Genomic DNA, 13,437 nt, shown 5'->3' with positions numbered 1-13,437 from the left:
TGCCTACCGGGCGGTCCAGCCGCCATCGACCACCAGAGTCTGGCCTGTGACGTAGGACGACGCGTCCGACGCCAGAAAGAGCACGGCGCCGTCCACTTCGCCGGGACGTCCACCGCGGGCGAGCATCGTGTTGCGGCGCACCCAGTCCGCCGAACGCTGGTTGCTGAACAATCCATCGGTCATTTCCGTGTCGAACCAGCCCGGCACGATGGCGTTCACGCGGATCCCACGTCTGCCCCACTGCCCGGCCAGCTCACGGGTCAGCCCGAGCACGCCGGCTTTCGATGCCGCGTAGCTCGCCCCGCCGATAGGTGCCGTCGACACGAGCCCGACGACCGAGGAGATATTGATGATCGACGCGGCCTCGCCTGCCGGTGTGGTCGAGGCTACGGACGTGGCGAGATGAAATCCCGCGGCCAGATTGACGTCGAGAATCGAGGAGAATTCCTCCGGGCTCTCGTCCTCGGCGTTCGGCCTGCCGGGTCTGCCCGCGTTGTTGACGAGGACGTCGATCCGCCCGGCCTGCGCGAATGCCCGATCCACGAGCGAGCGCCGGTCCGCGTCCACGGTGATGTCGCACTCGACGGGGACGACGCCGTCGACCTCGCCTGCCAGCGCCGCGAGCCGCTCGACACGGCGGGCGGCCGCGAAGACCGTCGCGCCCGCCGACGCCAGTGTCCGCGCGAATCCCATTCCCAGTCCGGACGACGCACCCGTGACGACGGCGACGCGACCGCTCAACTGGAACAGCTCGGGTACCTGCATGTGGTTGGCTCCTACTCGTGTTCGTGGCACGCGCGCGTCAGTAGACGGCGGTGCGTCCGCCGTCGACCGGGATGACGGCACCCGTGGTGTAACCGGCACGGTCGCCCGCCAGATGCACGACGAGACCGGCGATTTCGTCCGGGTTCCCCAGGCGCCCGGCAGGGAGTCGGTCGATGATCTTGCCGACGAACTCGTCGTCCCAGTCCGCCGCCATGTCTGTCGCGAATCCGCCCGGCATGATGCAGTTCACCCGAACCCGGGGCGCGTATTCCTGAGCGAAGGCCATCGTCAGCGCGTTGAGGCCGTTCTTCGATGCCGCGTACATCGCCTCCGGCGGGCTGGGCCGCAGTGCGCCGATGCTCGAGATGTTGATGATCGAACCGCCTCCGGCCGCGCTCATCCTGGCGCCGGCTACCGCCATGAGCCGGAACGGGCCCTTGAGGTTGACCTCGATCGTCTTGTCGAAGAGCGACTCGGAGACCGATTCGAGGTTGGGCGACAGCGGTGCGATGCCTGCGTTGTTGACGACGATGTCGAGGCTCCCGAACTGCGCGAGAATGTGGTCGACGGCGAGTTCGATCGCGTCCCACTTGCCGACGTGCAGTGCGAGCGGTTCGGCGATGCCACCGGTGTCCCTCGTGATCGCGAGGGCCGCGGAGATGCATGCGTCCTCCTTGCGACTCGACACGATCACGGTGGCTCCCGCGGCGGCCAGTCCGCTGGCGATGGCGTATCCGAGCCCTCGGGTGGCCCCCGTGACGAGTGCGACCTTGCCTGTCAGTTCTCGCGGTGCGTTCATGCGTACTTCTTCAGTTCGAGGCGCGCGATGGTGCGCAGATGGACTTCGTTCGGACCGTCGGCGATCTGCAGTGCCCGGGTGATCGCATACAGCCGGGCCAGGATCGTGTCGTCACTCACCCCTGCCGCGCCGTAGGTCTGGACGGCATGGTCGACCACCCGATGAGCGACCTCCATGGCCGCGACCTTGATCGCGGCGACTTCCGAGCGGGCCGCGGCGTTGCCCCGGGTGTCCATCAGCCACGACGACTGGAGAACCAGCAGCCGGATCTGGTCGATCTCCATCCGGCTGCGCGCGATCCACTCCCGTACCACACCGCGGTCGGCGAGCGGCGCACCGAAGGCATTGCGCTGCAGAGCTCGTCGGCACATCAGCTCGAGGGCGCGCTCGGCCATGCCGATCGCGCGCATCGCGTAGTGCATGCGGCCCGGCCCCAGCCTGCCCTGCGCTATCGCGAAACCGACGCCCTCGGCGCCGAGCATGTGATCGGCAGGCACCCGGACGTCGGTGAACTGGACCTCGCCGTGACCGAGCCGGTCGCGGTACCCGAACATGGGCAGATCGCGAAGGATTTCGATACCGGGAGAATCCGCGGGCACCAGGATCATGCTCTGCTGCCGGTAGGTCGGAGCGTCGGGGTCGGACTTTCCCATGAAGATGACGAGCTTGCAGTCGGGGTCGAGAATGCCTGAGGTGTACCACTTCCGGCCGTTCAGGACGTATTCGTCGCCGTCCCGGCGGATGGTCGACGTGATATTGGTGGCGTCCGAGCTCGCCACATCCGGTTCCGTCATGGCGAACGCCGACCGGATCGTGCAGTCGAGGAGCGGCGCGAGCCACCGGGACTGCTGTTGCTCGGTGCCGTACATGGCGAGGATCTCCATGTTGCCGGTGTCGGGTGCCGAACAGTTGATGGCTTCGTTGCCGATCACCGAGCGTCCGACCAGCTCGGCGAGCGGGGCGTACTCGAGGTTGGTGAGACCGGCGCCCCACTCGCCGTGCGTCATGAAGAGATTCCACAGTCCGAGCTCGCGCGCCTTCGCCTGCAGGTCCAGCATGACCTTGGGCTGCTCGTGTGGGTTGTCGTTCGACTTGATCTGCTCGTCGTACACGGCCTCGGCCGGATAGACGTGCTCTTCCATGAAGTTCCGCAGCTGCTCGAGCAGTCGCTCGGTGCGCGCGGAGTATTCGAAGTCCACGTGAGGTCCTCTCTGTTCCGTCATCGCGTCACGCGGTGATCGGAGGTTGATCAGGCAAGTAGCGCGGTTCCGCTGCGGATGAGCTGCGAGATGGTGTCGGGCAGCCGTTCCTGGTCGGGGTCGTGGTGGCGGCCCTCACGGTGCCGGCGCAGGTTGTGGCCCATGATCGCCGCCATCTTCAGACGGCCGAGCGCGTTGAACCAGTTCATGTCCGGCAGCGCCGGGTGGTCCCCGGTGTAGAGGTCGATCAGTTCGTCCGCGGACGGCAGGTCCGGCACGGCGCGTCCAACCCCGGGAAAGTTCGCACCGTCGGCGAATACGAGGAACCAGCCCAATTCGACCCGCGGATCGCCCAGGCTCCAGATCTCCCAGTCGATCAACGCCGCCGGCTCGGTGTCACGCGCGATTATGTTGCCGAGCCGGTAGTCCCCGTGCACCAACGTCGGTGGCAGCGCGTCGGGGAGATCGGCGGCGAGGAGGCGCAGGAGTTCGTCACCGCCGCTGACGAGGTCGGGGGGAACGGCGTCCAGGGTTCGTTTCCACCGCGCCAGCTCCGCAGCGGGTGACAACGGCTCCCCGGCAGCCGGGATCGTGTCGACCGGCACCGCGTGCAGCCGCGGCAGCACCGCGGCCGCACGGCGCATCCGCGCCGCCGCGACGGCCGGTTCGACCGGAGGGGAATCGAGCACCGGCTCGAGTGATTCCCCGGCCACGCACTCCATCGCGAACCACGCCGGCCCGTCCTCGTCGACGGCGACGATCCGAGGCACGGGAACCTCTGTCGCACCGAGTGTTTCCATGATCCGCGCCTGACGCACCATGTCGTGCCGCCCGATGGGGCGTTGCCCCTCGGGAACCGCCTTGACCACGAGGTCGCCGTCGCTGGTCGGCACTTTGTACGTCAGCCCGGAATGCCCACCGAGGAGCGGCTCGAGTGCGCCGACATCGAGGCCGGGGCTCTGCTCGCGCAGGCGCTGGGCCACCCGGACGCCGAGCGCGCTGTTCGTGGTCATCGGCGCGGCTCCCTCGGCAGACCGAGAACACGCTCGGCGAGGATGTTGCGCTGGATCTCGTCGGTGCCGCCCGCGATCCGGTACCCGGGCGCGCCGAGCACATGCTCCGTCCACGCGAACGTTCCCCACTCGCCCGAGTCGGCAATCAGATCGCGTCCCAGCAACAGCCGGACCACCTCCGACGTGCGCGCCATGGTGTCCGTGGCAAGCAACTTGCCCACCGAAGCCTCGGGGCCGGGGTCCTTGTCGGCGACCACTGCCGCGGCCACCCGCATTCCGGTCACGCGCTGGACATAGCTGCGGGTCACCAGGTCCGCGACCTTGTCACGCTCGATCTCGGTGAGCGGCCGGTCGAGGTGACGGGCGAGTTCGACGGCGTGATCGGCGTTGGCCAGACCCAGGTTCCCGGCGTCGAGTCGTTCAGCCGCCAGCACCGTCAAGGCGACCGGCCACCCCTGCCCCACGGGCCCCAACCGGTGGTCGTCCGACAGTTCGACACCGTCCAGATAGACCTCATTGAAGGAACTGCCCCCGGTCATCTGGCGGATCGGGCGGACGGTGACCCCGGGAGCATCCATCGGGACCAGGAACACCGTGAGGCCTGCGTGTTTGGGCGCGTCGGGGTCGGTGCGGCACACCGCCACCCCCACGTCGGCGACGCGGGCGCCGGACGTCCAGACCTTGTGCCCGGTGATCGTCCAGCGGCCATTCCGTTCGACTGCCCTCGTCCGGACGGCGGCAAGGTCGGATCCGGCTTCGGTCTCCGAAAAAAGCTGACAGGCAATGATATCGGTCCGGAGCATCGCGCGCACATACCGCTCGCACTGTTCCGGTGTTCCCCACTGGGCGATCGCCGGGGCTACCAGTTGCTGAGTCACCGAGAACATTTCGGTCCGGCGCGGCACGTCGAATGCGTTCTCCTCCCGCCGGAACGCGAGGACGTAGGACATCGGCAGGCCGCGGCCACCGTACTCGGCCGGCCAGTTCATCGAGCCCCAGCCGGCGTCGAACTTCGTCTGCTCGTACGCGCGGATATGGTCGGTCTCGTCGCGCTCCTGCTCCGCTGTCCAATTCTCGAAGACGGCGACCGAGTCGGATCCCACACCCCATTTGATCTGGGTGCGCGGTTCGGCGACAGTTCTCAACCATGCCCGCGCTTCATCCACGAACTGGTCCAGGTCGGGCATCGTTGCTTGATTCATGGCTCTTCCTCAGACGGACAGGACGGTGCAGGCGCTGATTCCGGGCGCACCGTAGACATGGGTGAATCCGATGCGCGGGTGTCCGGGAACCTGTCGGGCACCGGCCTCCCCGCGTAACTGCGTGACGATCTCGTGTATCTGCCGGAGGCCGGAGGCGCCGATCGGTTCCCCGTTGGCGATGCATCCGCCGTCGGTGTTGATCGGGATCCGGCCGCCGATCTCCGTCTCGCCGGCCGCGATCAGTTTCTCCTGTTCGCCGTGCTCACAGAATCCGCACTCGGCCATGTGCATGATCTCGGCACCGCTCTCCGTGTCCTGGAGTTGCGCGACGTCCACATCCGAGGGACCGAGTCCGGCCTGCTCGAATGCGGCGGCGGCGGTGGACGTGCTCACGCTGGGTGGGGTTCCCCGGCCCTGTATCGACGGACCGAACACCTCGAAGGAACCGAACCGGCGGGTGCCCGCCGAGATTCCGCGCAAGTGCACCGGCCTTCCGCCGAGGCGCCGGGCGGCGGCTTCACTCGCCACGACGACGGCGGCACCGCCCTCACCGGGAGAGCAGAACATGTATCGCGTCAGCGGGTCGTTGACCATGTCCGCTGCGGCGATTGCCTCGGCGGACATCGGTTCGCGGCGCCAGGCATTCGGGTTCAGCGAGCCGTTGCGGTACGCCTTCTCCGCCACGGCGGCCAGAGTCGGTGCACTGATTGCGTGCTCGCGCATGTACCGCGCGATCTTGATGCCGAAGAACTGGGTGGTGACCATCAGGCCCGCCTCGCCGTAGCCGACGGGCAGACCCCAATCCTCCGGTGCCGGGTCGAAGGCGCCGCGCGGATGTTTGTCGAATCCGACCGCGAGTGCGATGTCGGCGGCACCCGCACGAATCGCGTTGACGGCCGACACCAGCGCGCTACCGCCGGTCGCGCAACCGTTCTTGACGTTGGTGAAGGGTATTCCCGTGAGCCCGAGTTCGGCGACGAGGGTGTCGGCGAGCCCGGAACCGTCACTGCCACCGAATGCGACCTGAACATCGGTCCACCCGATGCCGGCGTCCGTCAACGCGGACGCGATCGCATCCAGCGCCAGCCGGCGACCACTCCTGCCCGGCTGACGTCCGAACTTCGACAGTCCGGCCCCGATGATCGACACGGTGGACATCAGCGGATCTCCTTCAGATAGGCATCGGTGGCGAACCGGGGCACCGGCGCCGTGGCGATCAAGGTCACCGGCGCCCCGTCGTCCAACTCGTCGAAGTCGTGGCATTCGAGCACGGCTTCGATCTTGATTCCCTCGGGGAGTTCGACATATCCGACGGCGAACGGCGCGAAACCGTTCGGCGGCGGCACGTACGGCGGGGATTTCGGGGCGAACCGCTGGACCGTGTACGCCCAGACCGTTCCGCGTGCGCTCAGGGTGAACGGCGACATCGCCGGTCGTGAGCACTGCGAGCACAGGCCGGTGGCCGGGAACGCGACAGTCGAGCAGTGGGAGCACCGGCTCGCGCCGAGCGCAGGCGCGGTATGTGTCTCGCCCATCCTCATTCTCTCCTCGGGATTCGTCGTCGGCGTCGGATCAGCGACCGACCCAGACCGGCTCACGCTTTTCGAGGAAGGCGTTCACGCCTTCTCGTGCGTCCTCGGACTGCAGCGCGTTGCCGACGGCGAGGTGCTCCATCACCATCAGCGACTGGATGTCTGCGTCGAGACCGCGGTCGATGCACATCTTGGTGAGCTTCATCATGAACGGGCTCTTGTCGACGATCGGGGCGATGAACTCGGCGAGAAGCTTGTCGAGGTCTTCGGCCGGCGCCGACGCGTTGATCAGGTCGAAGGCCTCCGCCTCCTTGCCGGTCAGGAGCTTGCCGGTCAGCATGAGCTCCTTGGTCTTTCGAATTCCGATCATCCGCGGGAGCCGGTAGATCGGGCCTGCCCCACCGAACAGCGCGCGACGGATGTGGAAGTCGCCGATCCGAGCGTCCTCGGCTGCGATGGCGAAGTCGCAGGAGATCATGAGCTCGAAACCGCCTGCGGTGACGAAGCCTTCGAGAACCGCGACGGACGGTGTGTTCATCGAGTACAGGCGGTCGCAGACCTTGGCGGACAGCACGGCGACGTCCATCGCGGTGGTGGAGCCGACGTACTTCTCCCGCAGTTCGTCGAGATCGAAGCCCGAGCAGAAGGTGCCGTCACGTCCACGCAGGACGAGCACCTTGAGGCTGGGGTCGTTGTCGACCTCCACGATGATCTCGTCGAGGCGATGCAGCAGCTCGACGGTGACCGCGTTCTTCTTGTGCGGGCGGTTGAGCCACACACGGGCGACGTCGCCGTCCTTCTCGAGCACGATGTGGTCGGTGTCCACCATGTCGGTGTCCTTTCGAGGGGAGAAACTGAACTGGATTCACTTCAGTTCTACTGGGTGGGAGATGGTCCGTCAATAGGCCGGGGCAAGAGGTTTCGATTCAGCCGCGGGCAGGCGCCAGGATTCAGAGCCCGACGAGATCCGCGACGCGACTGCGGTGTGCCCGTGAATCACCGAGAAGCGGTTCGTCGCCGAGCGCGCGGCGAACGTAGGAATGCGCCGCATGTTCCCAGGTGAAACCGACACCGCCATGCAATTGCACGGCCTCGAGGGCGGTACCGATCGCCGCCTCGGTGCAGATCGCCCCCGCGACCGCGGCCGGGAGCGCCGCGGATTCCGGGTCTTCCGAGAACACGGCGGCGGCATACCGCGCCGCCGATCGAGCCTTCTCCAACTCGACCAAAGTGTTCGCCAATCGATGCTTGACGGCCTGGAAGGAGCCGATCGCTCGCCCGAACTGGTGGCGCTGCGTCGTGTATTCCGTTGTGCTTTCGAGTAAACGATCGACGATTCCCACATGTTCGCAGGCCAGCCCGATCACTCCCAGGCTGTGCAGTGATGCGGCCGTCCGCAGTGCGTCGCCGGGTCCGACGAGACGCACCGCGGCCGCGTCGTCGAAGAGCAGATTCGCCTGCCGCCGACTGGGATCTATGACCGGAAGCTCCGTGCGCCGCACCGGGGCGGTACGCAGATCGACCGCATAGAGGCCGGGCCCCTCGTCACCGCGTCCGAGTAGCACGACGATATCGGCCGCGCCGCCCTGCACGACATTGGTCGAGCGGCCGGACACCGACCAGCGGTCTCCGGTTCGGGTGGCGTCGACGAAATCGGTCTCCGCGCTCAGAGCTGTCACGGTTGCGACGAGTTCGCCCTGGACGACTCGCCCCAGCAGTTCGTCGACCTGCGGGCACCTGTCGGCGGCGAGCAGGGCGTGCACTCCCAGCATCGCCGACGTGAGTACGGGTTCGCTGACCAGCGCGCGCCCGCATTCTTCGAGAACGATCCCGAGTTCGACCACGCCGTAACCCAGGCCGCCACGATCCTCCGGCACCGTCAGGGCGGCGACGTTCATCTCCTTGACGAGAAGCGACCACAACTCGGGGGAATATCCAATTTCCGACTCGGCGGCGAGTCTGCCGACCTCGAGCGTCGAGTGCCGATCCAGCAATTGGCGGACCACCGCCCGGATGTCGTCGTGCTCGGCGACAGGCGTCATCGCCGGGGGTTCGGTCTCGGGCCAGGGATGGGAATGGGGGGTCGGCATGAAACTCTCCTCAAATTGACGTGAGTTCAGTTTAGTTTCGCCGAAGCCGTCGCGGCAAGCACTCTCGACAAGCGGCGTTGGGTTGAACTAAGTTCATTTCATGACCGATGCACTCGTGATCGAGCGGTACTACGCGATCCTCGACAGCGGCCGGATCGACGACGCAGTTGCCCTGCTCGACGAATCGATCGAGTTCGCCATAGTCCTCCCGGGTACCGTCCGCAGGGGGTACAGCCGCTCCGACATGCTCGACTACCTGAGGGGACGGCCCTCGGTCGATCGACGACACGTGCTTCTCCGAACGAGCAGCGCCGGCGACGTCCAGTTCGCCTACGGCTCCGTCGTCGAGAACGACGTGAAGACAACCGGCTACTTCCTCGCCGCGATGCACCTCGACAGCGATGGCGCCATCGACGCGTACGAGGTGTCCTTCGACACGGAATTCAGCATTCTCACAAAGGAGTTGGCCCATGGGAAGCGTGACTGACCTGACCGAGACGGCCTCTCCGACGCCCGTGCTCATCGCGTGGTTCGCGATCATGGATTCGGACGATCCCGATCGCGTCCTGAACATGATCACCGACGATTTCCGGATGTCGGTTCAATTCTCCACCGGCGGTGGGAATGCCGCCGAATTCGTCGGGGATCGCGCCGGACTCGTCGAGTACCTGCAGCAACGCGAGAAGAGTGTGCTCGTACACGAAATCCTCGCGGGATCTCGTGTGGGAGAGGTCGAGCTGGCGCTGGGACGCACCACACGGAACGGCGATTTCGAGGCCTCGTTCAACACCTCTGCGCAGCTCGACGGTTCGGGCCGCGTACGGAGGTTGCTGATCTGCCGCACACCCGAGATCTCGTTCCCCCTCTGAAACGGCTGTGAGTACTTGTTAACCGCGGGCGGTTAACAAGTACTCACAGCCGGTGTCGGTCAGGACGTGAGGTCGTACAGGGTCACGCCGTCGACGGTGGCGGCGGTGAAGTTCTCCTGCACCCAGGTGGAGATCTCCGATGCCGTTCCGTCTCCACCCATTCCGCCTCGACCGCCGGCGATGAAGTAGTGGATCTTGCCGTCCGCCACGTACTGCTGGAACTGCTGCAGCGTGGGTGACGGATCGCTGCCGTTGAATCCGCCGATCGGCATGACCGGATCCTCGGTGGCCAGCTGGTAGCCGGACGCACTGTTCGATCCGATGGCCGCTGCCACCCAGGTGTAGTTGCCGGAGTCCTGTTCGAGCAACGCCACCAGTTCCGCGCCCGGATCGCTGCCGGAGAGCAGCCCCCCGGCGCCGCCGCCGCCCATGGCACCCATACCGCCCATGCCGTCGGTGGCTCCTGCCGCCGCGCCGTCCGTTGCGCCGGCAACGGCACCGCCCGGCAAGGTGGGCGCCGCGGCACCGTCGGTGCGGCCGCCCATGCGTCCGGCACCGTCCATGCCGGCGGGGCCACCCATCCCGCCGGGGCCTCCGCGGGCGCCTTCGACGTTGGGTCCGGCCGAGACGATCGAACCGGTGTGCGGCGTCGCGATGGTGTCGACGGCGTAGGCCGTCGGACCGGCGAGCCCGGTGAACAGCGCGGCCAGGGTGACCACGGCCGCGATCCGGCCGCGGGTCAGCGCCGGGATCAGCACGGCAACCGCGGCGACGACGCCGAAAACGACCACGGCCCACTTCAGCCACGGCACGAACGACGCGCTGCGTCCGAGCAGAACCCAGGACATGGCAGCGGTGGCCAGCAGTGTCACCGCGAGAACCGCCCGCACCCACAGCGTGTCCCGTCGACGCCACAGCGTCACCGAGCCGATCGCCACCAGCGCGGCCACGGCCGGTGCGAGTGCCACGGTGTAGTACGCGTGGAAGATGCCCGCCATGAAGCTGAACGTCAGTCCGGTCACGAGCAGCCACAGACCCCACACGAGGAACGACGCACGCTGGGTGTCGACGCGAGGTGCCCTGCCGCGCAGTGCGAGACCGGCGGCCAGCAGGATCAGTGCGGCCGGGATGAGCCAGGCGATCTGACCGCCCTGTGCCGCCTCGAACATCCGCGTGATGCCGGTGCTACCCCACATACCGCCACCGCCGGGGGCGCCTCCTCCGGGGAAGCCGCCGCCCGCCATGGCCTCGCCGGCACCGCCCATGGCCGCTGCGGCGTCCCCACGACCACCGCCGCCGGGCGTGACACTGCCGGTCTCCTCACCGTTCAACCGGCCGAGACCGTTGTAGCCAAGCGTGAGTTCGAGGATCGAGTTGTTCTGCGAACCGCCGATCCAGGGCCGCGACGACGCCGGCCACAGTTCGACGATCAGCAACCACCAGCCCGCGGAGACGATCATCGCGCCGAGCGCCGCGAAGCACTGGGCGAGGCGTTTGCCGAACTTCGGCGGTCCCGCGACGAGATAGGTCAGAGCAAGCGGCGGGACGACGAGCATCACCTGAAGCTGCTTGGTCAGGAACCCCAGACCGACGAACACGCCGGTCAGCACCATCCACCGGGTGCGTCCGTCCTCCACGGCCCGCAGCATCGCCCACACGGAGGCGATCATCAGCAGCACCAGCAGGGCGTCGGGGTTGTTGAACCGGAACATCAGCACCGCGATCGGCGTCAGCGACAGCACGAGACCCGCGAGCAGACCCGCCGGGGCGCCGAACCACCGCTTCACCGTGGCGTACAGCAGCGCGACGGAACCGACCCCGAGCAGAGCCTGCGGTACCAGCATCGCCCACGAGCTGAGCCCGAAGACCCGGACCGACAACGCCATCAGCCACAGCGACATCGGAGGCTTGTCGACGGTGATGGAGTTGGCGGCATCGGAGGATCCGAAGAAGAACGCCTTCCACGACTCCGACCCCGCCTGGACCGCGGCTGCGTAGAACGAGTTGGCCCAGCCGGAGGCGCCGAGCCCCCAGATGTACGCGACCGCGGTCCCGACCAGGAGTGCGGCGAGCGCCCACGGCTCCCACCGCCTGCGGGCGGGAGGTGGTTCGGCCGCGTCGACCTTCGGTTGTTCGAGGGTCGTCGTCATGCGTGAGCTCCTTCGGGGCGTGCGTTCCGGAACACCCAGCGAAGGGCTATGAAACGACTGATGGTGGCAACGAGATTGGCGAGGACGAGGACGGCGAGTTCGACGTGCTTGGACACGTCCGGGGCCGCCGAGTGGAGGACGTGCAGCGAACCGCTGGTGAGCAGGAGCCCGAAGGCGAACACGAGCAGGCCCTGCATCTGATGCCGGGCGGCACCCTCGGATCCGCGGACACCGAAGGTGAACGCGCGGTTCGCGGCCGTGTTGAGCACGGCGGTGACGAGCAGTGAGACGGCGTTGGCCCACTGCGCACCCATGATCGGATGCAGGATCAGGTAGAGCAGCGCGTACGCGACGGTCGACGCGACGCCGATCACGACGAACCGGGCCAGCTGCCCGACCATGCCGCGGGGCACTCCGGGCACCAGCGGCTCGCGCCCGAAACTGTCACGCAGGCTGCCGATGGGCAGCGATCCGGTGGACAGGGCCCGGCCCACCCGCCACACGCCCTCGAGGTCGGCGACGGCGGTCGCGACGATGTCGACGCGACTGTCCGGGTCGTCGACCCAGTCGACGGGGACCTCGTGGATGCGGAGGCCTGCGCGTTCCGCGAGCACCAGCAACTCGGTGTCGAAGAACCACCCGGTGTCCTCGACCAGCGGCAGCAGGCGCTGCGCGACGTCCGCCCGCATCGCCTTGAACCCGCACTGCGCGTCGGAGAACCGCGCGTGCAGTGCGCTGCGGAGGATGAGGTTGTAGCTGCGGGAGATGAACTCGCGCTTCGGTCCCCGGACCACCCGCGACGAGCGGGCGAGGCGGGAGCCGATCGCGAGGTCCGAGTGTCCCGACAGCAAGGGCGCGATGAGCGGCATCAGGGCGTTGAGGTCCGTCGACAGGTCGACGTCCATGTACGCCACCACCTCGGCGTCGGAGGCACTCCACACCGCACGCAGAGCGCGGCCTCGCCCCTTCTCGTCGAGGTGCACGACGTGGACGCCGTCGATCTCGGCGGCCAGCCGGTGCGCCACGGCGAGGGTGGCGTCGGCGCTGGCATTGTCGGCGATGGTGATCCGGGCGGAGTAGGGAACGTTCTCGTCGAGGTGCCGCCGCAGCCGGCGCACGCAACGTTCGAGTCCGGCTTCCTCGTTGTAGACCGGCACGACAACGTCGAGCACGGGCGCGGTCTCGGCGGTTTCGGGGGTCTCGAGTCGTCCCATGGCGCCCGGTGCGCGGGAGAGGGAATTCGTCGTCATGCGTCTTAGATTCAGCCCGTACGCTCCGATGACTCTGGACGGAGGCTGGGAGTTTCCTGTGCGCTTCGCCCCCGTGAGTACTTATTAACCGCGGGAGGTTAATAAGTACTCACGGGGGGCGAAGCCGCATAATGGCGGCCATGGGATCTGTATTCAGCGCCATCATCAACGGAGATCTGCCCGGACGTTTCGTGTGGGAGGACGAGGACGTCGTCGCGTTCCTCACCATCGCCCCGGTCACCCAGGGCCATGCGCTCGTCGTACCCCGCAAGGAGGTGGACCAGTGGCAGGACGTCGACGGTGAGATCTGGACGAAGGTCATGGACGTCGCCCGCACGATCGGGCAGGCCGTCCGCCCCGCTTTCGACGCACCGCGGGCAGGACTGCTGATCGCGGGCCTCGAGGTGCCGCACCTGCACGTGCACGTCTTCCCGGCCTACGACCTCGGCGATTTCAACATCAGCAACGCCGAGCAGAATCCGTCTCAGGAATCGCTCGACGAGGCGCAGGCGAAGCTCAAGGCTGCGCTGCGCGAACTCGGTCACGGGGAGAACGTCCCCGACTGACG

14 protein-coding genes are annotated in these 13,437 nt (G+C 67.3%); 3 read left to right on the top strand and 11 right to left on the bottom strand.

The genetic code is table 11. The annotated features are described in order from the left end of the window. Window positions 1–3: 3 nt before the first annotated feature. From QM841_RS00890 to QM841_RS00850, 9 genes are all read right to left on the bottom strand, one after another. On the bottom strand, window positions 4–765 hold the full coding sequence (locus tag QM841_RS00890; RefSeq protein WP_283330582.1) for an SDR family NAD(P)-dependent oxidoreductase: 762 nt from the start codon (window positions 763–765) through the stop codon (window positions 4–6). A gap of 37 nt (window positions 766–802) precedes the next feature. Beyond that, window positions 803–1,564 carry an SDR family NAD(P)-dependent oxidoreductase gene (locus QM841_RS00885; RefSeq protein ID WP_283330581.1) on the bottom strand — a complete coding sequence of 254 codons (762 nt, stop codon included), beginning with the start codon at window positions 1,562–1,564 and terminating at the stop codon, window positions 803–805. Then, window positions 1,561–2,763, bottom strand: coding sequence for an acyl-CoA dehydrogenase family protein (locus QM841_RS00880; protein ID WP_283330580.1), 1,203 nt, complete (start codon window positions 2,761–2,763; stop codon window positions 1,561–1,563). The genes QM841_RS00885 and QM841_RS00880 overlap by 4 nt, the downstream gene beginning before the upstream one ends. A 50-nt stretch (window positions 2,764–2,813) precedes the next feature. Beyond that, window positions 2,814–3,776 (bottom strand): phosphotransferase family protein, encoded by a 963-nt coding sequence (locus QM841_RS00875; protein WP_280778811.1) that lies wholly within the window; start codon window positions 3,774–3,776, stop codon window positions 2,814–2,816. After that, window positions 3,773–4,978, bottom strand: a complete 1,206-nt coding sequence (locus QM841_RS00870; protein ID WP_283330579.1) for an acyl-CoA dehydrogenase family protein — start codon at window positions 4,976–4,978, stop codon at window positions 3,773–3,775. Before QM841_RS00870 ends, QM841_RS00875 begins: the two co-directional genes overlap by 4 nt. A gap of 9 nt (window positions 4,979–4,987) precedes the next feature. Further along, entirely contained in the window at window positions 4,988–6,136 is a 1,149-nt protein-coding gene (locus tag QM841_RS00865) for a thiolase family protein (protein ID WP_105412873.1), read from the bottom strand. Next, the gene (locus tag QM841_RS00860; protein ID WP_280778814.1) at window positions 6,136–6,513 is read right to left on the bottom strand and encodes a Zn-ribbon domain-containing OB-fold protein; all 378 of its coding nucleotides are present in this window, start codon (window positions 6,511–6,513) and stop codon (window positions 6,136–6,138) included. The genes QM841_RS00865 and QM841_RS00860 overlap by 1 nt, the downstream gene beginning before the upstream one ends. Before the next feature lie 37 nt (window positions 6,514–6,550). Beyond that, window positions 6,551–7,339: an enoyl-CoA hydratase/isomerase family protein gene (locus QM841_RS00855; protein WP_105412871.1), complete on the bottom strand. Its 789-nt coding sequence runs from the start codon at window positions 7,337–7,339 to the stop codon at window positions 6,551–6,553. Window positions 7,340–7,460: 121 nt separating this feature from the next. After that, on the bottom strand, window positions 7,461–8,600 hold the full coding sequence (locus tag QM841_RS00850) for an acyl-CoA dehydrogenase family protein (protein ID WP_283330578.1): 1,140 nt from the start codon (window positions 8,598–8,600) through the stop codon (window positions 7,461–7,463). 100 nt (window positions 8,601–8,700) lie between these two features. Here QM841_RS00850 and QM841_RS00845 point away from each other — a divergent pair, with 100 nt between their 5' ends. Together QM841_RS00845 and QM841_RS00840 are read left to right on the top strand one after the other, a co-directional pair. Beyond that, complete coding sequence (locus QM841_RS00845; protein WP_280778816.1) at window positions 8,701–9,087, top strand: hypothetical protein; 387 nt, start codon at window positions 8,701–8,703, stop codon at window positions 9,085–9,087. After that, window positions 9,071–9,469, top strand: a complete 399-nt coding sequence (locus QM841_RS00840; RefSeq protein WP_280778817.1) for a hypothetical protein — start codon at window positions 9,071–9,073, stop codon at window positions 9,467–9,469. The genes QM841_RS00845 and QM841_RS00840 overlap by 17 nt, the downstream gene beginning before the upstream one ends. A gap of 59 nt (window positions 9,470–9,528) precedes the next feature. Here QM841_RS00840 and QM841_RS00835 read toward each other — a convergent pair whose 3' ends face one another. Continuing rightward, the gene (locus tag QM841_RS00835) at window positions 9,529–11,619 is read right to left on the bottom strand and encodes an ArnT family glycosyltransferase (protein WP_283330577.1); all 2,091 of its coding nucleotides are present in this window, start codon (window positions 11,617–11,619) and stop codon (window positions 9,529–9,531) included. Next, window positions 11,616–12,869, bottom strand: coding sequence for a bifunctional glycosyltransferase family 2/GtrA family protein (locus tag QM841_RS00830; protein ID WP_283330576.1), 1,254 nt, complete (start codon window positions 12,867–12,869; stop codon window positions 11,616–11,618). The genes QM841_RS00835 and QM841_RS00830 overlap by 4 nt, the downstream gene beginning before the upstream one ends. 140 nt (window positions 12,870–13,009) lie before the next feature. Between QM841_RS00830 and QM841_RS00825 the strand changes: the two genes are divergently transcribed. Then, window positions 13,010–13,435, top strand: coding sequence for an HIT family protein (locus QM841_RS00825; protein WP_283330575.1), 426 nt, complete (start codon window positions 13,010–13,012; stop codon window positions 13,433–13,435). Window positions 13,436–13,437 lie beyond the last annotated feature (2 nt).

The sequence above is a fragment of the Rhodococcus sp. IEGM 1307 genome, assembly GCF_030056915.1.
GTDB lineage: Bacteria > Actinomycetota > Actinomycetes > Mycobacteriales > Mycobacteriaceae > Rhodococcus_F > Rhodococcus_F opacus_D.
This window is presented reverse-complemented; position numbering and strand designations above follow the sequence as displayed.

Excerpts from the sequence above, each read along its gene's own strand:
- QM841_RS00890 (WP_283330582.1), bottom strand. The coding sequence starts at position 765 with ATGCAGGTACCCGAGCTGTTCCAGTTGAGCGGTCGCGTCGCCGTCGTC.
- QM841_RS00885 (WP_283330581.1), bottom strand. The coding sequence starts at position 1,564 with ATGAACGCACCGCGAGAACTGACAGGCAAGGTCGCACTCGTCACGGGG.
- QM841_RS00875 (WP_280778811.1), bottom strand. The coding sequence starts at position 3,776 with ATGACCACGAACAGCGCGCTCGGCGTCCGGGTGGCCCAGCGCCTGCGC.
- QM841_RS00870 (WP_283330579.1), bottom strand. The coding sequence starts at position 4,978 with ATGAATCAAGCAACGATGCCCGACCTGGACCAGTTCGTGGATGAAGCG.
- QM841_RS00865 (WP_105412873.1), bottom strand. The coding sequence starts at position 6,136 with ATGTCCACCGTGTCGATCATCGGGGCCGGACTGTCGAAGTTCGGACGT.
- QM841_RS00860 (WP_280778814.1), bottom strand. The coding sequence starts at position 6,513 with ATGGGCGAGACACATACCGCGCCTGCGCTCGGCGCGAGCCGGTGCTCC.
- QM841_RS00855 (WP_105412871.1), bottom strand. The coding sequence starts at position 7,339 with ATGGTGGACACCGACCACATCGTGCTCGAGAAGGACGGCGACGTCGCC.
- QM841_RS00850 (WP_283330578.1), bottom strand. The coding sequence starts at position 8,600 with ATGCCGACCCCCCATTCCCATCCCTGGCCCGAGACCGAACCCCCGGCG.
- QM841_RS00845 (WP_280778816.1), top strand. The coding sequence starts at position 8,701 with ATGACCGATGCACTCGTGATCGAGCGGTACTACGCGATCCTCGACAGC.
- QM841_RS00840 (WP_280778817.1), top strand. The coding sequence starts at position 9,071 with ATGGGAAGCGTGACTGACCTGACCGAGACGGCCTCTCCGACGCCCGTG.
- QM841_RS00835 (WP_283330577.1), bottom strand. The coding sequence starts at position 11,619 with ATGACGACGACCCTCGAACAACCGAAGGTCGACGCGGCCGAACCACCT.
- QM841_RS00830 (WP_283330576.1), bottom strand. The coding sequence starts at position 12,869 with ATGACGACGAATTCCCTCTCCCGCGCACCGGGCGCCATGGGACGACTC.
- QM841_RS00825 (WP_283330575.1), top strand. The coding sequence starts at position 13,010 with ATGGGATCTGTATTCAGCGCCATCATCAACGGAGATCTGCCCGGACGT.